This window comes from Seonamhaeicola sediminis (assembly GCF_004358095.2).
In the GTDB taxonomy this organism is placed as follows: Bacteria; Bacteroidota; Bacteroidia; order Flavobacteriales; family Flavobacteriaceae; genus Seonamhaeicola; species Seonamhaeicola sediminis.
This window is the reverse complement of record NZ_SMZJ02000009.1, coordinates 36,195-55,974: the sequence shown is the minus strand read 5'-3', so window position 1 is coordinate 55,974 and position 19,780 is coordinate 36,195. Positions and strand designations below refer to the sequence as shown.

Annotated in this window: 17 protein-coding genes; 9 read left to right on the top strand and 8 right to left on the bottom strand. The window is 33.6% G+C overall.

What is annotated here, in order from left to right; all coding sequences use genetic code 11:
• Positions 1-18: 18 nt before the first annotated feature.
• Positions 19-972, top strand: a complete 954-nt coding sequence (locus tag E1J38_RS12940) for a tetratricopeptide repeat protein (protein ID WP_133357264.1) — start codon at positions 19-21, stop codon at positions 970-972.
• 131 nt (positions 973-1,103) lie between these two features.
• Complete coding sequence (locus E1J38_RS12935; protein WP_133357263.1) at positions 1,104-2,459, top strand: UDP-N-acetylmuramate--L-alanine ligase; 1,356 nt, start codon at positions 1,104-1,106, stop codon at positions 2,457-2,459.
• Between the two features lie 105 nt (positions 2,460-2,564).
• On the opposite strand, the gene E1J38_RS12930 is transcribed toward E1J38_RS12935, so the two are convergent.
• Together E1J38_RS12930 and E1J38_RS12925 are read right to left on the bottom strand one after the other, a co-directional pair.
• Positions 2,565-3,452 (bottom strand): dienelactone hydrolase family protein, encoded by an 888-nt coding sequence (locus tag E1J38_RS12930; RefSeq protein ID WP_133357262.1) that lies wholly within the window; start codon positions 3,450-3,452, stop codon positions 2,565-2,567.
• 142 nt (positions 3,453-3,594) lie between these two features.
• Entirely contained in the window at positions 3,595-4,047 is a 453-nt protein-coding gene (locus E1J38_RS12925; protein ID WP_133357261.1) for a DUF1569 domain-containing protein, read from the bottom strand.
• A gap of 143 nt (positions 4,048-4,190) precedes the next feature.
• Here E1J38_RS12925 and radC point away from each other — a divergent pair, with 143 nt between their 5' ends.
• From radC to E1J38_RS12895, 6 genes are read left to right on the top strand one after another with little or no spacing between them, the layout of a single operon-like run.
• Positions 4,191-4,889, top strand: coding sequence for a RadC family protein (gene radC, locus E1J38_RS12920; RefSeq protein ID WP_133357260.1), 699 nt, complete (start codon positions 4,191-4,193; stop codon positions 4,887-4,889).
• Positions 4,890-6,191, top strand: coding sequence for a polysaccharide deacetylase family protein (locus E1J38_RS12915; protein ID WP_133357259.1), 1,302 nt, complete (start codon positions 4,890-4,892; stop codon positions 6,189-6,191). It abuts the gene before it with no gap.
• Positions 6,181-6,867 (top strand): YjjG family noncanonical pyrimidine nucleotidase, encoded by a 687-nt coding sequence (locus E1J38_RS12910; protein WP_133357258.1) that lies wholly within the window; start codon positions 6,181-6,183, stop codon positions 6,865-6,867. Before E1J38_RS12915 ends, E1J38_RS12910 begins: the two co-directional genes overlap by 11 nt.
• Before the next feature lie 35 nt (positions 6,868-6,902).
• Positions 6,903-7,466 (top strand): hypothetical protein, encoded by a 564-nt coding sequence (locus E1J38_RS12905; RefSeq protein WP_133357257.1) that lies wholly within the window; start codon positions 6,903-6,905, stop codon positions 7,464-7,466.
• On the top strand, positions 7,463-8,866 hold the full coding sequence (locus E1J38_RS12900) for a DUF5723 family protein (RefSeq protein WP_133357256.1): 1,404 nt from the start codon (positions 7,463-7,465) through the stop codon (positions 8,864-8,866). The genes E1J38_RS12905 and E1J38_RS12900 overlap by 4 nt, the downstream gene beginning before the upstream one ends.
• Positions 8,853-9,746: a hypothetical protein gene (locus E1J38_RS12895; RefSeq protein ID WP_133357255.1), complete on the top strand. Its 894-nt coding sequence runs from the start codon at positions 8,853-8,855 to the stop codon at positions 9,744-9,746. Before E1J38_RS12900 ends, E1J38_RS12895 begins: the two co-directional genes overlap by 14 nt.
• Positions 9,747-9,783: 37 nt before the next feature.
• Here E1J38_RS12895 and E1J38_RS12890 read toward each other — a convergent pair whose 3' ends face one another.
• Positions 9,784-11,058, bottom strand: coding sequence for a replication-associated recombination protein A (locus E1J38_RS12890; protein WP_133357254.1), 1,275 nt, complete (start codon positions 11,056-11,058; stop codon positions 9,784-9,786).
• A gap of 238 nt (positions 11,059-11,296) precedes the next feature.
• On the opposite strand from E1J38_RS12890, the gene E1J38_RS12885 reads away from it, so the two are divergent.
• Entirely contained in the window at positions 11,297-12,022 is a 726-nt protein-coding gene (locus E1J38_RS12885; protein WP_133357253.1) for a rhomboid family intramembrane serine protease, read from the top strand.
• A gap of 57 nt (positions 12,023-12,079) precedes the next feature.
• Here the strand turns inward: E1J38_RS12885 and rlmB are convergent, their stop codons facing one another.
• The 5 genes from rlmB to E1J38_RS12860 form a co-directional block, all read right to left on the bottom strand.
• Positions 12,080-12,826: a 23S rRNA (guanosine(2251)-2'-O)-methyltransferase RlmB gene (gene rlmB / locus E1J38_RS12880; RefSeq protein ID WP_133357252.1), complete on the bottom strand. Its 747-nt coding sequence runs from the start codon at positions 12,824-12,826 to the stop codon at positions 12,080-12,082.
• A gap of 62 nt (positions 12,827-12,888) precedes the next feature.
• On the bottom strand, positions 12,889-13,794 hold the full coding sequence (locus E1J38_RS12875) for a hypothetical protein (RefSeq protein WP_133357251.1): 906 nt from the start codon (positions 13,792-13,794) through the stop codon (positions 12,889-12,891).
• A gap of 24 nt (positions 13,795-13,818) precedes the next feature.
• On the bottom strand, positions 13,819-14,757 hold the full coding sequence (locus E1J38_RS12870; RefSeq protein WP_133357250.1) for a hypothetical protein: 939 nt from the start codon (positions 14,755-14,757) through the stop codon (positions 13,819-13,821).
• Between the two features lie 13 nt (positions 14,758-14,770).
• Positions 14,771-16,531, bottom strand: coding sequence for a SusD/RagB family nutrient-binding outer membrane lipoprotein (locus E1J38_RS12865; RefSeq protein ID WP_133357249.1), 1,761 nt, complete (start codon positions 16,529-16,531; stop codon positions 14,771-14,773).
• Between the two features lie 12 nt (positions 16,532-16,543).
• Entirely contained in the window at positions 16,544-19,678 is a 3,135-nt protein-coding gene (locus E1J38_RS12860; protein WP_133357248.1) for a SusC/RagA family TonB-linked outer membrane protein, read from the bottom strand.
• Positions 19,679-19,780 lie beyond the last annotated feature (102 nt).

The following is a 19,780-nucleotide window of genomic DNA, read 5'->3' as shown; positions in this document are numbered from 1 at the left end:
GTTTCCGACATAGAATTAATGAAACAACTTATCATCACTTTACTTTTTCCAGCCTTAGCTTTTTGTCAAACTAGTATTAAAGAAGCAGAAACACTTATTAAAGACAAACAGTATGAAAAAGCTGAGTTTATTATAAATAACTATTTAAATCATAAACCCAAAGATGTAAAAGTACTGGAACTTTTGGGAGATGTTTTATGCTATCAAAAAAAGTGGGATAAAGGTATTGAAATTTATAGAGGTCTAGTTGAAGAGTATCCTTATAGTGCTAATTATCATTATAAATACGGGGGTGCTTTGGGAATGAAAGCACTTATAGTTAATAAGTTTAAAGCGGTTAGCATAATAGGTGATGCAAAAACACATTTTTTAAGGGCCGCAGAATTAGACTCAGAACATGTTGATGTACGATGGGCTTTAGTAGAATTGTATATGCAATTACCTGGAATTATTGGTGGTAGTAAAAGTAAAGCCCTACAATACGCCAATGAGATGGAACAATTATCAAAAGTTGATGGCTATTTAGCTAAAGGTTACATACACGAGGTTGATGATGAGCCAGAACAAGCCGAGGCATTTTATAAAAATGCACTAAGCATTGGTGGCTCAGTCAATTGTTTTGAAAAGCTCTCCAACTTTTATGAAAACCAAAAGCAACCAGATAAAGCTATAAAAACTATTGAACAAGCTTATGAAAAGCACAATAAGAATACCATGCATTATCAAATAGGTAAAGTGTGTGCAGATTATAATATTCAATTAGAAAAAGGGGAGCGCTGTTTAAAAATGTTTATAGAAAACCATTCAGTAAAAGATGGTGTGCCCATAGAGTGGGCTTACTTCAGGTTAGCCCAGATTTACAAGAACAAATTAGATAAATCCAGTGCTCTTAAATGGATTGACAAAGCCTTAATTGAAAAAAATAATTTTGTTCAAGCCAAAGAAGAAAAAGCAAAAATATTAGCCCTATAATTTTTTGGGCGTTACCCGTTGGGTCGGGCTTTCCGCGTTACAAGGTAACTCGCTTCAATCCCTAACGCAAAATCTCTAAACTTTTAAGTATTAAACTTTGAACTTTAAACTAAGTAGTAGATATTTGTTACATGAACGTACATTTTATAGCTATAGGGGGTGCAGCTATGCACAATTTGGCATTAGCATTACACAATAAAGGATACAAAGTAACAGGTAGTGATGATACTATTTTTGAACCGTCAAAATCCAGATTAGAAGCAAAAGGATTATTACCAGAAACTTTTGGCTGGTATCCCAAAAAAATCACAAAAGATTTAGATGCTATAGTATTGGGTATGCACGCTAAAGAGGATAATCCTGAACTATTAAAAGCACAAGAATTAGGTTTAAAAATATATAGCTATCCAGAGTTTTTGTATGAACAGTCTAAACACAAAACCCGTGTGGTAATTGGCGGGAGCCATGGTAAAACCACTATAACTTCTATGATTCTTCATGTGATGCATTACCATGATAAAGATGTAGATTATATGGTTGGTGCACAATTAGAAGGCTTTGATGTTATGGTAAAACTCACTGAAGCAAATGATTTCATAGTTTTAGAAGGTGATGAATACTTGAGTTCACCAATTGATAGACGTCCAAAATTCCACCTATACAAACCTAATATAGCCTTATTAAGTGGTATTGCTTGGGACCATATCAATGTATTTCCAACCTACGAAAATTATGTAGAGCAGTTTAGAATTTTTATAGATTCTATTGTAAGTGGTGGTAGTATTAATTACAATGAGGAAGACCCAGAAGTAAAAAGAGTGGTAGAGGCATCAGAAAATACAATTAGAAAGATTCCTTACTGGACTCCAGATTATACGGTTGAAAATGGCGAAACACTTTTAGAAACTCCCGAAGGTCCATTACCCATTGAAATATTTGGTAAGCACAACCTTAACAATTTAGCCGGTGCTAAATGGATTTGCCAGCATATGGGTATTGATGAAGATGATTTTTTCGAAGCTATTGCTACCTTTAAAGGCGCTAGCAAGCGACTTGAAAAAATAGCTGAAAGTTCTAATAGTGTGGCTTATAAAGATTTTGCCCATTCCCCCAGTAAAGTAGAAGCCACTACCATGGCGGTAAAGGAACAGTACAAAAACAGAACCTTAGTAGCGTGTTTAGAATTACATACCTACAGCAGTTTAAATGCTGAATTTTTAAAAGAATACAAGGGCGCATTAGATGCTGCAGATATAGCGGTGGTTTTTTATTCACCACATGCTGTTGAAATAAAAAAGCTTGATGCGGTTTCTCATCAACAAATAGCAGCGGCTTTTCAGCGAGATGACTTAATTATTTATACCAACCCAGACGAATTTAAAGTGTTCCTGTTTTCACAAAATTTTGATAATAAAGCCTTATTACTTATGAGTTCTGGTAATTATGGCGGGTTAGATTTTGATGCTGTTAAAGAGTTAATTGGGTAGTGAATGTTTAACTTTAATAAATATGCGTCGTTTTCTTATAACTTATATCTGATGGTAAACAAATTTATTTAGAAATTTATATGAAGATAAAAGTCTAAGATGTGTTTACTTCAGCTTTTCCTTAAAAAAGGCAATAGTGCGTTCCCAAGCTAAAGTAGCTGCTGGTTCATCATATCTAGGAGTGCTATTGTTGTGAAATCCATGATTAACTCCTGGGTAAAAATAGGCGGTGTATTCTACGTTATTTAATTTTAAAGCCTTTTCATAATCAGGCCAACCCGCATTTACTCGGGTATCTAATTCTGCAAATTGTAATAGTAAAGGAGCCTTAATTTTGGCTGTATCTTCTGCTGAAGGCTGCCCACCATAAAATGGAACAGCTGCTTTTAAAGTTGCTATTTTTACAGCCATCATGTTAGATATCCAACCACCAAAGCAAAATCCAACCACACCAATATTACCATTGCAGTTCTCATGGGTTTTTAAATAGTCGTAAGCAGCAATAAAGTCTTCCAGCATATCGTTTCTGTCTCTTTGCCTTTGCAAGACTCTACCATCGTCATCATTTCCAGGGTAGCCACCAAGAGGTGTTAAAGCATCAGGAGCCAAACTAATAAACCCTTCAATGGCTGTTCGTCTGCCAACATCTTCTATGTATGGGTTTAACCCTCTGTTTTCATGAACTACTATAACACCTGGGTGCTTTTTTGAGGTCTTTTTTGGTTTGGATAAGAGTCCTTTAATAGAACCTCCACCTTCGGGAGAATCATAAAAGATATATTCAGAATCAATACGTGGGTCATCTGGTTTTATTACAAGATTTTCTAAGTAATTAGGTGAAATAAAGCTTAATAATGACGATACCGTAATACCCCCAACAGCATAAAGCGACAGTTTTTCAATAAAGCGTCTTCTGTCTAACTTGTTATGGGCGTAGTCATCATAGAGGTCAAAAACCTCTTGCTTAATATCTTCTTTTTTTAGCGGCTTCATAATAAATGATTTTATAAGAACAAGTAAGCTGGTAAATGAGGTTTTTAAAGTTACAATAAAACCTTCTATTATAGGAGGTTAATTAAAAAGAATAAACCTAAACACTGTAAATTAAAAAACCAGTTTTGAAGAACTTGATTTTTTAAACTCCAAACTGTCTTAAATGATGGTCTAAATGTTTGTATTGTGCTTGTCCCCATTGTTCTGCAGTAAAATCTCCAAAGAGAGGGTGAGTTACCCAATTAGTTTTATTTTTTAATGAATGAAATTCATTTATTAACTCTACTAGTTTGCCTTTTTCTGTTTTAAATTCAGGGTCGTCCCTAACCACATACTCAGGAGCTGTTGGGATGCCTTTTTTCCAAGGTTTGTCATTGTAAAGACTGGATTTAAATAACTTGAAAATGAGCTTTTTCATAAACCCAAGGTTGACATTTAGTTGTTTTGTTCCCATAGCAACTTCAATAGGGCCGTGACAATGTTTTATCATTTGACTTACATTCATTTTGCCCCACAGTGGTTTTGAATCAGCTTTTAATTTATTTATTCTATTAAGTATTTCTTTGTGAGCCTCAGTTTCAAACAATGATTTCATGTTAAGAAAATTAAATTGCACTTGAAATTTACAATATTTATCTTTACTCACAGAGTGAGATTTTTAGTTTTTTAAACCAATCTTCTTTTAAAATTTAATTTTAAACCAATTCCTTGTTTTTATGAATCAAGGTTATTGATTTTATGCAAGAAAAACCATCTTCATTTTCAATTAAAAACTGGTCTCAAGACGATCAACCCAGAGAGAAACTTCTATATAAAGGTAAAGCGGCTTTGAGTGATGCAGAGTTAGTAGCCATCTTAATAGGTTCAGGCAATAAAGATGAAAGTGCTGTTGCTTTATGTAAACGAATTTTAGCCAGTGTAGATAATAATTTGAGTGAACTTGGTAAGCTCTCAATCAAGCAGCTTATGGAGTTTAAAGGTATAGGAGAAGCTAAAGCCATTACCATTGCAGCTGCTCTAGAATTGGGAAGACGTAGAAGGGGTGAAGAAGCACTTGAAAAAAAGAAAATAACCTCAAGTATGTCGGTTTTTGAATTGATGCAGCCTATAATTGGCGAGTTGCATCATGAAGAATTTTGGATAATCTATTTGAATAATTCTAATAAGGTTATTCAGAAAAACCAATTGAGTAAGGGCGGTATCACAGGAACGTTAGTGGATGTGCGATTGGTCTTAAAAAATGCCTTGCAAGTTGGTGCTACCAGTCTCATTTTAGCCCATAATCACCCGTCTGGAACTTTAAAACCCAGTGAGGCTGATAAGCAAATTACGGCTAAACTTAAAAATGCAGCTCAAAGTTTAGATATAAAAGTTTTGGATCATTTAATAATAACAGAAAAAGCATATTTTAGTTTTGCAGACGAAACCATTTTATAAATGCTTCTAGTATATACCCATAACATTTCACCCAGAGTCAAATACGTTTTTAAGCATATTTGTACTAGAGTTTTGGGAGTTGATGTAGATTTTACCACTAAAATTGAGACTTTTATTGCGCATGACAGTCTAAAAATGTCGTATACCAAACAGCAACTTGGAAATGAATTTTTTGTAAGAAGTCATGATATCATGTTCGAGCAAGGTTTATCTGATGTTGAGGTACATGTTCATGATTGGGATACAACAAAATGCTTCTTTTACATTGGGGAAAAAGGCACTATTCCGTTTGATATTTTTGCTGCTGCTTTCTATTTATTATCTCGTTATGAAGAATACTTACCGCATGTTAAAGATGAATTTGGGCGTTTTACAGCAAAAGAAAGTTTGGGCTACAAACACAATTTTTTACACCAACCGGTTGTAGATATTTGGGCTTATAAATTTAAGAAGGCTTTACAGAAACAGTTCCCTGATTTTGAATTTCCAATCAAGAAGTATAGTATTAAACCAATTATAGATGTACCTAGTCCATATAAATATAAACTTAAGGGTATAATGCGAACCATTGGAGGTACGCTTAAAGACCTGTTTCAGTTTAAATTTAGGAGTTTGTATCTGCGTATTACAGTAATTTTGGGGTTTCAGCATGATCCGCATGATACCTTTAAGTACGTTATTAATAGGCAAAAATCCAGTAATTTTAAGTTTTTGTATTTCTTTTTAATTGGTGATTATTCAACCTATGACAAAGGTATTAATGCCAATAAAAAAAGCTTTGTATCGTTAATTAAACATGTAGCAGATTATTGTAATGTTGGCCTAAAAACCTCTTATTTTGCCATAGATGATGCGTCCATTCTTAAAAAAGAAAAAAGACGAATGGAAGATATATTAAACATTCCATTACAGGCATCAAGACAGTCTTTTTCAAGGATAAATTTACCAGAATCGTATCGAAATTTAATCGATTTAGAAATTAGGGAAGATTATACCATGGGCTATGTAAACAAAATTGGTTTTAGAGCTGGTTCTTGCACATCATTTTTGTTTTATGATCTAGATTACGAAGTGCAAACCCCGTTATTGATTAATTCATATCACTTAATGGATTATGCGCTTTTAAAAAACAAATCCTTACTAGATAAAAAAAAGGTTTTAAGTGAAATTATTAACGAAGTGAAACAAGTAAACGGAGAATTTGTACCAGTATTTCATAACTACACATTTACAGATATAGGCAGATGGAAAGGCTTTAAAGAATTGTTTAATATTATTTTAGATTCTGCTAATGATAAATAACAGAGTAACTGATGTTTTCTTTGATTTAGATCATACACTTTGGGATTTTGATAGAAACTCGGCATTAACTTTTACTAAAATTTTTGAGCTAAATAATATTGATGTAGATATAGAAGATTTCCTTTCATTCTATGAACCCATTAATTTACACTACTGGAAACTTTATAGAGAGGAGAGAATTGATAAGCAATCATTACGCTTTGGTAGACTAAATGATGCATTTTTACAGGTAGGAAAAAAAGTTGATGAAGGTACAATTTTTAAACTTTCAGAAGATTATATTACTTACCTCACTACCCATAATTTTCTGTTTGAAAACACCCATGAAGTACTGAGCTACTTAAAAATTAATTATAATTTACACATCATTACCAATGGCTTTGAGGAAGTTCAAAACAGGAAACTAATCAAATCTAATATCAATCATTTCTTTAAAACGGTTACCAATTCTGAAATTGTTGGGGTTAAAAAACCAAATCCAAAAATCTTTAATTACGCTCTAGAAAAGGCTCAAACTACGGTAGAGACTAGTGTTATGATAGGTGATAATTATGAAGCCGATATTCTAGGTGCTCAAAATGTTGGAATGGATGTTATTTTGGTGAGTGTTAATGGAGACAATAAAAACGGTGTTAAACAAGTTACTAAGCTAATGGAATTAAAAAAATACCTGTAATGTTATAGAATCTAATTGTTTTAACTTGCAAGGAAATGAAAAAGAAAACTTTTAATGTACTACTGTTGTCAGTTTTATTAAGTGCCTTTACAATAGCTTGTACTAAAGATATTGATTTTAATCAGATTGATGATTTTGAAGTTACTCCAGTAATTGAATCAAGTCTTATATTTCTGGATGAGCCTGCAAATCAATTTTTAGAAGATGGTGTTGAAATATCTTCGGTTCAGGATTCTGTACTAGTTGAAATTTTTAAGGATGCGTTTATAAAGGAACATCTTGTTAAAGCCGAATTTGTTTTTGAAACTACAAATAGTATCAACAGAGGTATTGAATTAAGGATTGATTTCCTTACAGATTCTAATATTCAATTACATAGCTTTTCATTTGCTGTAGAAGCATCTTCTACCAATACACCTACAATATTTAATTACACTGAAGTATTTGAAAATAATACACTTGAGAGCCTTTTTGAAACCGGAAAATTACTTTTCACTTTAAACTTGAAACCAGGTCCAGTAATCAATGAAAATACTCCTGGAAGTATTAAATTGAAATCTAAAGGGATATTCTTTTTAAATATTGATAACACACTATGAAAAAGTGTGCTTGGTTTGTTTTCCTGTTAATGGCAGTATCTTATGCTCAAAACAAACAAATCTTATATGGTTTTACTGAGATTCCTCAGTCTCTTTTGCAAAACCCTGGAGGTAAAACGCATAATGATTGGTATTTTGGAATACCACTACTATCTCATATTCATGCAAATGGAGGAAGCTCAGGAGTAACGGTTTATGATTTATTTGCAGTTGATGGAAAGGACTTTAATACAAAGTTGGAAGAGGTGGTCTACAGATTAAGACCAACAGACTTTTTTACATTTAATCAACAACTTGAAATTTTATCAGGAGGTTTTGCTTTTGGACCTAGCTATGATAAAAATGAATATATAAGTTTTGGACTTTATCAAGAAGTAGATGCTATTTTATATTTTCCAAAAGACTACGCTAAATTAGTTTATGAAGGGAATCAAAACAATATTAATAGGCCTTTTCGCTTAGATCATTTAAATGGAACTTCAGAATTAATATCCGTTTTACATATTGGATATAACAAGGTTGTTAATGATAAATTTACTTACGGTATTAGAGGTAAGGTGTATTCTAGTATTACTAATGTAAATTCAGTGAGTAATACGGGTACTTTCATAACTGTAAATGGAGATAATAATGCTTATGATCATATTTTTGATTTAGATTTAAGTCTTAAAACGTCTGGATTGGTTAATTTAACTATGGATTCAGATTTTGAAATGAAAGACATTACTAAACAATTATTATTTGGTAGTAACTTAGGTCTGGGTATCGATTTAGGATTCTCCTACAACATTGATAAACATTGGTATTTAGATGGAAGTTTATTAGATTTTGGTTTTATAAGGCATAGAAAACATGTTGAAAATTATGAGTTAAAAGGGAACTATGTATTTGAAGGGATTAATCCAATTTTTCCAGAAGTAGGTTCAGGACAAACAGCTGATGAATATTGGACAGCAATAGAGGAAGAGTTTAGTAATCTTTTTACTTTAGATACTACGAGAACAAAATATACTACGTGGCGCCCTATAAAACTCAATTCTTCTCTTAATTATGCGTTTGGAAAAAAAGTTAGTAAAGAATGTGATTGCACATTTGATGATTCAGGATATTTAAACAGAGTAGGGATACAACTATATGCTATTAATAGACCTAAGCTACCGCAGGTAGCACTAACGACATATTACTACAGAAGATTATTAAATGGGTTAAGTGTAAAAGCAGCTTATACTTTAGATTCATATTCGTTTACAAACATTGGGTTAGGGATGTCCGCCCAATTGGGAGGCGTAAATTTTTATATAATGGCAGATAATTTTCTTAACTTTAAAAATATTTACAATGCGCAAAGCCTATCTTTACAATTAGGCATTAATTATATATTTACAAATGATGAAGATTAAATGTACTTTAATTACTATTGCTTTTTTTACAGTTTTTTCTGCTTTTTCTCAAACTAATTTGAGTAATTACAAATATGTTATTGTTCCAAATAGATTTGATTTTTTAAAGAAAAAAGATCAGTATCAATTAAACTCTTTAGCTAAATTTTTATTTGAAAAGCATGGTTTTAATGCTTTTTTAGAAGGGGAAGATTACCCTGAAGATTTAAAAAGAAATAGATGTTTAGCGTTAAGATCTAATGTTTCTGCAGAGTCAGGTATGTTTAAAACCAAACTAAAGATTGAACTCATGGATTGTAATGACCAAATTATTTACACATCCCCTATGGGAGAAAGTAGAGAGAAAGAATATGAAAAAGCTTATAACATAGCGCTTAGACAAGCTTTTGAAGAATTAGGAAAATTAAATTATGCATATGTGTCCAATGAGAATGTTTCGTCTTTGACTTCAACATCAAGTACGTCTCAACAACTTGATGTTAAAAATGAAGTTTCTGAAGAAATTCAGGAGTTAAAGGCCGAAATTGAAAATCTTAAAAAGGCTAAAGAAATTGCTAAAGTTGAAGAAAAAAGCGACGAATCACCAGTGGTTTCTAAACCAAATAATAGAGAAGTTTCCCCAGAACTATCAAAGGTTATTACTCAGCCAGTAAATAAAAAAGACTCATCAGATGTGTTGTATGCACAACCAATTACTAATGGTTTTCAATTAGTGGATAGTTCTCCTAAAGTAGTTTATAAAATCAGTAAAACTGGAATTGATAATGTTTTTTTGGTAGAAGGGAAAAGTGCTCTGGTTTACAAAAGAGGGAATAACTGGGTCATTGAGTATTATGTAGAAGATACCATGAAAACCGAAGCTTTAAACATTAAGTTTTAATGTTTCCAGTAACTATTAGCAATAACTATAAACTATACTAATAACCATATTTTTTTTTCCAACGTTGTTTTAAAAAGTCTTTTTGAGTCTGTTCTCTGGGGTTATTTCCAGGGTTATAAAAAGTAGTGTTTTTTATCTCGTCTGGTAGGAATTCTTGGTCGGTAAAATTGTTCTCGTAATTATGAGCATATTTATAATTTTCACCATAACCAAGTTCTTTCATGAGTTTAGTGGGGGCATTTCGAATTTCTAACGGAACACTTAAATCACCAGTTTCACGTACTTTTTGTTGAGCTAGGTTAATAGCAGAATAAGCTGCATTACTTTTAGCAGAACATGCCAAATAAGTAGCACACTGGCTTAAAATAATTCTAGATTCTGGATATCCAATAGTTGATACTGCTTGAAATGTATTGTTTGCAATTACCAATGCTGTTGGGTTGGCATTACCAATATCTTCGCTAGCTAAAATTAATAATCTTCTAGCTATAAATTTTAGGTCTTCGCCACCTTCAATCATACGAGCTAACCAATACACCGCACCATTTGGGTCACTACCACGAATAGATTTTATAAACGCCGAAATAATATCATAATGTTGCTCGCCAGTTTTATCATAACGTACCGTATTATTTTGAACTTTTTCAAGAACTAAGTTGTCATTAATAATAACGTCACCATCAACCGAATTTACAATAAGTTCAAAAATATTAAGTAATTTTCTGGCATCACCACCTGAAAGTCTAAGAAGTGCGCTGGTTTCCTTTAGTTCTATCTTTTTCTTTGAGATGATAGTGTCTTTTTCAATGGCTCGTTTTAAAAGTGTCTCTAAATCATTTTTATCAAAAGCATTTAAAATGTAAACCTGACAACGGGATAATAATGCTGAAATTACCTCAAAACTTGGATTTTCAGTAGTAGCACCAATCAATGTAATCCAACCTTTTTCAACCGCTTGTAATAAAGAATCTTGCTGAGATTTACTAAATCTATGTATCTCATCTATAAACAAAATAGGGTTTTTGGTTGTGAACAAACCACCACTTTGTTTTGCCTTTTCAATCACACCTCGCACATCTTTTACTCCAGAGTTTATAGCACTGAGTGTGTAAAAAGGCCTACCAGATTCTGTTGCAATAATGTTAGCTAAAGTAGTTTTACCTGTTCCTGGTGGCCCCCAAAAAATCATTGACGGAATCAATCCTTGTTTGATACTTTGAGTTAAAGCACCATGCTCTCCAATCAAATGGGTTTGACTTACATAGTCCTCTAAACTTTTAGGGCGTAATCGTTCCGCTAAGGGTTCATTCATAGTTGTAAATTTACTCTATTTTTTGGTTTTGCATGTACCACAATTTTAGAAAAGACTATTCACTTTTTCAGAAAGACATAGTTAGGCGGCACTTTAATTCTTGATGATTCTATTTTGTGTTACAAGCCTGTCTGCATTATTACAGCTACGCGGGGCAACTTGCGACAACTTCTAACATAACAGTCTGCCAATTTTACACAAAGCCTAATTTTGGATAACTATTTGCTATCTTTAATTTATGAATCAAAACACACAGTTTAAATTCACTTTAGGCGTTATAGCTTACCCCGTTTTTTTAGTGCTAATTATTTGGTCTGTACTTTCGTTTGAGGTTCGTTTTAATGTCAATTTTAATGAATACGGGATATATCCATTAACGTTAAAAGGATTACGAGGAGTTTTTTTAAGCCCTTTTATTCACAGTGGTATTGAACATTTATATCATAATACATTGCCTTTGTTGGTGCTTACCATGGCACTTTTTTATTTTTATAGGCACATTGCTTGGAAAGTTATACTTTGGGGAATTGTCGTTTCTGGATTTCTTACCTGGTGTATTGGCAGGCCATCATATCATATTGGTGCTAGCGGTCTTATTTATGTATTGGTTAGCTTTACATTTTTCAAAGGGGTTTTAGCAAAACATTACCGGCTAATAGCATTGTCGTTATTGGTAGTTTTCCTTTATGGAAGTATGGTTTGGTATGTTATGCCAATTAAAGATGGTGTGTCTTGGGAAGGGCATTTATCGGGGTTGATAACGGGTCTTACATTTGCATTTTTATTTAAGAGACAAATAGCCAAACCTAAAAAATTTGAATGGGAACAGGAGTACTATAAAGAAGAAGATGATCCTTTTCTAAAACATTTTGATGAAAACGGAAACTTTATTGAAAACATTGAACTCAAAGAAGAGAAGAACGATATCAAAATAAATTATACCTATAAGAAGAAAAAAGAATAACTTAATAGTAAATCGTAAATCGTAAATCGTAAATCGTCAATCGTCAATCGTCAATCGTCAATTGTCAATTGCCAATCTTTGCCTAACTGTTTCATATAGAAAGGCACCACAAGCAACGGAAACATTCAAAGATTGTATATCACCCAGGAGCGGTAATTTTGCTTTAGTATCAACTATTTTGAGTGTTGATGGATTAATGCCTCTATCTTCAGACCCCATGATAATAGCACAAGGTTCTTTAAAAGAAACGTCGTATAATGTATTATCTGTTTTTTCGGTAGCAGCAATTACTTTAATACCTGATGCCTGCATATAAAAAACAGCATCTTTTATGTGGTCTACTTTGCAGATGGGCATTTTATAAACAGCACCTGCACTAGTTTTTATAGTATCACCGTTTACTGGTGCTCCTCCTTTTTTTTGAATAATAATGCCGTCAACGCCAGTGCATTCAGCGGTGCGAATAATGGCGCCAAAATTTCTAACATCACTAAGTTGGTCTAAGAGTAAAAACAAAGGTGTTTTTCCAGATTCAATAACATTCAAAACCAAGTGTTCTATATCATAAAATGTAATAGGAGATATTTGAGCTACTGCTCCTTGATGATTCTTTTTAGTAAGCCGATTGAGCTTTTCAACAGGAACATAGGATGTGTTTATACCTTGTTTTCTTAACAATGATTCCAGTTCAGTGAACAGCTCACCTCTTAACCCCTTTTGTAGAAAAACTTTATCAATACTTTTATCGGCGTTAATAGCTTCAATAATGGCTCTAATACCGAATATTTGTGTTTGGTTTTGCATGGGGTAAAGGTATAAAAAAACCACCTCATTAATGAAGTGGTTTTTTTAGTAAGAATTAAGTTTTATATGGCTGATGAAGTAACAAAAGTAATAACTTCATTATCATCGTCATCTATAGTAGTAGTTTTTGAAATGTTAACAGGATCTATATAACCAATAGCAGGGTCTACTTCGCCAAGATATATGTCTGTATCCCCATTAGGATGAGTAAATACAAGCCTGTAAGGGATTGGAGATGTTACATTTCCATTAGGATCCCAAATAGCAATTTCAACGGTATAATCATTACCATCCTCGGGGCGAATATCATCATCGGGGTCATTAAAAATTAATCCTTCAAATCTGTCGCCAGTTTCTGTTCCAATTAAAAAGCTGAAATTAGAATTAAAAACGTAAAGATCTAAATCATTTACATTATAAGGACCTAACCAATCTAAACTAATTGACAAAGACTCCTCTTCGGGATCCATTGAAGAATCGTAAGCTACACCAGCTATTGAAACAGTATCAGAAGTCATTGTATATGGATCATCTATACTCCCTTCTTCTGGTTGTTTAAGAGCAATACCACTTATAAAAGCAGAAGCGAAGTTTGCAGTACCGTTAAAGTCATCTAATACTGCTTCGTCATCTCCAGCAGTTCTAATTAGGCCTACACCTGAGGTAGCACCTGCAGGGACTGTTATATAACTTTTTTCAACAAAAGTTTCGATTTCCAGAAAGTTTCCAAATTTTGACTCAGAAGTTACTTCAACAATTGATTCTACATCAAAAGTTTGAGGAATTGTAACTGTAGCTTCCATCATTTTAGTTGTTGGTGCCGCTGCAGCTCTATTTAGTTCAATGGTGCCAACTAAAGGTGTTTTAACTTCATCATCTACATAGGCAATAGAGTAGCTGTCATCATCACTACAGGAGAAAAGCCCAATAGTTAATATAGATAATGATATATATATTATTTTTTTCATTTTTTTTTAATTTTTATTTCCTAATTAAATTTTCTTAAGAACGATTGCTGTTTCAGTATCTCCACCTCCACAACCTGCGGAGTCTTCAATTAAGTTAACAATCAATTCTGAGTCATCAGTTTCACTGTATCCTCCAGGCATGGTAGAAGAAGTTAGAATTAAACTTCCAGAACAACCAAGTCCTGTTCCTTGATCAGGCGCTAAAGTTACTTCACCACAAATAAAATTAATAGTATAAGTTGCAGTATTACCAAAGCCAAATGGCTCTAAATAAATAGCTTCAAATGTTCTTTGATAAACCGATATGGCTTCAAGTTCAATCTCTTGATCGTTAAAAATAGGGCCAAAAACACCTGGTATAGTGGTTGTCAACTCATATTTACCAGTATAAAGTGTATTGGTGTCATCCAGCGGACAAGCAATTACGTATTCAAAGTCCATAGCATCTTTATAAGCTACAGCGGTCAATAAATTGTTTTCTGTATTACCAATACCAACAGTACCATTGTCATCATTAAACGTTGGAGGGATACCATAAAACTTGACACCATCATCTCTTGTTGTTACTGCTTTAAATTGAATTAAATCGCCAGCTCCAAACTCTGAAGTGGGTACACCGATTGCATCCGAAATCATTTGACTTGTAATATTTAAAGTAGCGGGAAAGTCAGTGATGGTAATAAAATCATCTACTTTATAAACTTGTCCTGTACTAATAATTGTTGCAATCATGGATAAATCATATTGGATGACGTTATCATTTGGATCAAACATTTCGGCAGCAATAGAAACCGATGCCGCATCTTCTGGAATAAATGAAGTTGGAGGAATTGTTTTAAACCTTATATATGCACCATTTTCTAACTCGAAATGGGAAGGATTTCTAAAAGTGCTTTGGTCTGTACAAGAGAAACTTATCACAGAAAGAACCAAACATGCTATTATATATTTTAAATTTTTCATAATTATTTTTGTTTTAATCTATAAATCCAGCGGGATTAGTATCCCAAAAAACACGATCAGTTAATTTTTTCTGATCAGCTTCTGTTAAATTAGCATTAGTTTCTATTTCAGAAGAAGGTATAAAGAAACTTCTAGGAAAATCACCACCACTAGGTAATACATGAGGCTCAAAATCAGGATAACCTGTTCTTCTGTATAGATTGTAAGCTTCAACACTATTACCAAAACAGGCAATATAAAATTCACGGGCTATTATTTCTAATTTCCCTTCGGCACTTGCTGCATCAAATTCAGCCATAACTTCGTCTATATATTCTGTAGTTGTAAAGTCTGCTGCCGTATCTGTTGAAAATGGAATGCCACTTACATCCGCTACCTTTTGAAAAGCTAATTCCATTCCCTTTTTAAGAAGAGCAGCACTATCTCCAGAAGCTCCCATTCCCTGAGGAACAGGTAAGGCTGCCTCAGCAAGTAAGAAATGAGTAAAACTGGCTGTAAGAAAAGGACCGACACCGGCACCGCCATTATTAGTGCTGTTAACCGTACTTGGGTTAACTGTACTTAAATGTGTTTTAACGTGAAGTGCAAGTTGCTCTTCTTCTGTAAGACCATCATCTCCTCCAGTATCTAGATTAGGATCATAAACAAAAGAATTATTGGCAATCTCAGTTTCTTCAGCCTGAGTTCCTGCACTATCATAAGCACCACCGCCTGGATAAATGCCGTAGGCAACACGTTGCTCTCCATCATTTTCAATACCTTCATCATCACCATGGTCTCTACCATCATATCCACCACCTAGGTAACAGTAAGCAAATCCATCTTCATCAATACAATGATCAAAATCTTCAGCAACAGGATCATTTAAATCTTGTCTATAAAAGTAATAAGGTGTTCTGGGGTCCGCACCTCCCATTTTTGTATTCAACAATAAATTCATAAAATCATTGTTCTGAAATACGTTACCAGCGTTAGTACCATCGGCATATTGTTGTTGGAAATAAGGGTGTCTTACATCAGGATTATTTTCATTGGTTCCAAAAATAACCTGAAAATCATCAACTGGGTCAGATATAAAATTTCCACTAGCTACTATGGCATTCAAACTGGAAACCATAGCAGGTGTAGCAACTAACTTGCTTTGAACGTACATTCTTATTTTTAATGTATTCGCTAACTTAATCCATTTATCAGCATCGCCATTATAATACAAGTCTTCAAACGGAACTGAATTCTCTTTACTCAAATTTACAATAGCTTCATCTAAAATATCGTATACAGCATTATAGATACTTTCTCCTGAATCTAGTTTTGGGTTTTCAAATTCAGGATTAACAGCCTCGCTAAAAGCTGCGGTTCCAATTAAATCTACTAAGTTAGTAAAAGCAAAAGCTTGAATAACTTGACCCACCCCAACATGTTGAGGTAAATCTCTATCCTCAGCAATAGGCTTTAAAAAATTCAAGTTAGTAGTAATAGCATAGGTTTGCTGCCAAGTAAAATTCATGGTACTAGTACCAGCACTGTTGGCATAAGTTCCAAATAAATGGTTATGTCTTACCATTGGAGCAAGTACACCATCTAAAGTAGAATGTTGAATTCCAAATGTACCTATAATGGAGTTTAAAACAAAGCTTGGGTTTGCAGACTCGGGACTAAGTTCATTTGGGTCATCTTGTAAGTCTAAATTTATAGTTTCACAAGAATTAAATAGGGTTACTATCGATAATCCTAATAAAACACAAAATATTGTTATTAATTTATATTTTTTCATTGCGTATTTTTTTTAAAAAGTTAATTTGACGCTAAAAGAGTATTGCTTATAGGAAGGTGCATTTTGAAAATCAACACCAAAGGTATTTCCTTGTCCCGTAGCTAATACCTCTGGGTCAAGATTTAAACCTTCTGGTAAATTTGGTGTGTCAAACCATAAGTTATTTCCTGATAATGTAAAAGACATGGTGCCAAACGGCGTTTTTTCTAACAGTTTAGACGGCATTTTATAACTTAAAGAAACATCTCTTAAACGAATAACAGTGGCATCGTAAACTACATTCTCATCAACATCTTGTAAGTTGATAAAATACAAATCATTAGCTCCAATTTGAACATTATTTGGAATAGGGTCTCCATTACCATCAGTTAGTGCTAAACCTGTAGCAGGGTCTCCTAAAACGCCTGGTATTATATATGAACCCTCTCTGTCTTGAGTGTCAATAGTAACCCCCCGTCTTAATAAATTCGATGCTGTATTTGAATAAATATCACCACCGTAAACATATTCTAATTGCGCACTTAAACTAATGTTTTTATAGGTAATGGTATTGATAGTGGTAAATCTAAAATCTTCGTTTGGATCTCCGATAATTTTATTATCTAAACCAACGTCATCACTGAAAATTATCTTACCGGTTGTTGGGTTTATTAACAAGTTCCCATTATCATCCTTAACAGCATAAGTTCCACGAAAAACACCAAATGGTTCACCATTAATAGCAGTATTTAAAACACTACCATCACCGCCAGTTGCAGAACCAATAGAAACTAAATCAACGGGGAGATTTTGTACGGTAGATTCATAAGCAGTGAAATTATTGTTTAGTGACCAAGTAAAATCATCGGTTTGTATAGGGGTAATAGTTAGCCCTAACTCAATACCTTTAGTTTCTACATCACCTGCGTTAATTTGTGTAAGAACATATCCCGTTGAATTTGGTAAATTAGAAAACAAAATCTGATCCTCAATCGTTTTGTGGTATAACGATAAATCAAAGGATAATCTATTATTAAAGAATCTACCTTCAGCTCCCACCTCATATTCTTTAAGGAACTCTGGTCCTAAATCTGGGTTAGGTAAAAAAGAATCAACAGAATTAAAGGCTACAACTGAATTGTCATAAGGATTAATCCATCCATTTGCTTGGGAATTTAGGGTAGGACGCGTTTGATATGCCAACGGGAAACTAGCTGAAGACCCGTAACTAGCTCTAAATTTCAAGTAGTCTCCACCAAACCCTTCAAATGCTGACGAAGGTATGAATGATAAAGCTACACTGGGGTAAAATACGGACTGATTTTCTTTCTCAACGGTAGACGCCCAGTCATTTCTAGCTTGCACATTTAAATATAGGTAATTTTTATAAGCAAAATCAACGGCTCCAAAAAGACCTATTCTGTTTTGTTCTGAAGGTGTAATTGCAAATCCATCCAGTGTTGAGGATCTTGTAACTGGTACATGTTCTCTAAAATTGTCTAGATCAAGCACTCCAAATACAACCTGGTCTGTACCAGTAACACCATATACATCTCTGATGGTATTTTTGGTTTCAAACCCTAATTGCCCATTCATAGAGAATGAATCATTCAAATCAATACTATTAAAAGCAAATATAAACCTGTGGTTTTGTACTTTATTATAATTGTCAAAGCTTGTCATGAAACCAAGCGGGTTTTCATTACCTCCTTTATTTGTGAAATTTAAATTACGTTCATTATAAAGGTCTAAACCATAGGTGTAGGTTAAACTCGTTTTTTCTGAGAAATCATATTTTAAGTTTGTACTACCTATGAAACGATCTGTGAATAATCCAAATCCTGAATTTTTAATATTCCAGATAGGATTTGTTATAGTAGTCCTATAATATACACTAGCACCGGTATTTGGGTCTTCGTAGGGTAAATTATGAATATCTAAGTTTCTAGGAATCCAAGTAAGTAATTGGAAAGTAGCTAGTGAAGGTCTGTTAGTGTCAGTATCACTAAAGTCTGCCTTAGCACTAAGCGTAAATTTATTACTCAATTTAATATCTCCACCAAAAGATAAATTAAGCCTTTTTAAACTATTCGACTCAACAAATCCTTTTTGATCTGCATAACTCACATTAAAAGCAAAAGAGGCTTCTTCAGTTCTTTTAGAAACCAAAACGGAAGTATTGGTTGCTAATTCAGAATTAAAGAAATCTGCAACGTTGTCAGGGGCTGCTTTATATTCTACTGTAGCACCCTGGAATTGAGGAAACGACTCTGCATAAGCATCAATAGCTAGTGGATGCGGAACAATTTGACCATCAAAGGCCGCTCCCCAAGTACCAAAGAAGGTTGTGTTGATATCATTATCAGATCCTTGCCCGTATTTATTTTGATATTCAGGTAAGTTGGCTACCGATAATAGAGAAGTAGTTTGTAATATCTCGATTTCAAATTTTTTATCTCTAGTAGCTGAAGAACCCGTTTTCGTTTGAATTAATATTACACCATTTCTACCGTCCTCTCCGTACAGTGTTGAGGCCGCAAGCCCTTTAAGTACACTTGTAGAAGCAATGTTATTAGGGTCAAGGTCAAAAGTACGGTCGCCAGCAATAGGTATACCATCAATAATATACAGGGGCTGGTTGTTACCAGTAATGGAGTTTTTAGAACGAATGATTACGTTGGGTGTAACCCCTAAGAAACCACCTGCTGTGTTTACCTGTACACCGGCAACTTTACCTGTTAATAACTTAGCAACATCAGTTTCAGGTTTACTTTCAATAGCATCAGAATCAATTGTAGTTACTGCATAACCTAGGGCCTTTTTCTCACGTTTAATCCCCTGAGCAGTTACAACCACTTCTTCAAGAGATGTTGCATCCTCTACCAATGTAATATTGATGGTGCTTGACGCTCCAACTATTATTTCTTGGGTAGTGTAACCAACAAAACTAAAAACAAGCACACTACCTTGATTTACTGAGATTGTGTAATTGCCATCAAAATCGGTTGAGGTACCTGTAGTAGTACCTTTAACTAAGACAGTTGCTCCAGGTAGAGGGAGTCCGCTATTATCCGAAACTGTACCTGAAATTGTCTTTTCTTGTGCAAAAGAGATATGCACAACAAACGCTAGTATTAGCGTTAGAATTCCACTAAACTTTGTTTTCATTTTATAATTATTTGAATTAGTCAATGCCAAAAATCATAATAAAAAGTTAATAAAGCAATAAATAATGGTTAAAATTTGAAATTTGACTAGAAAATTCAATAA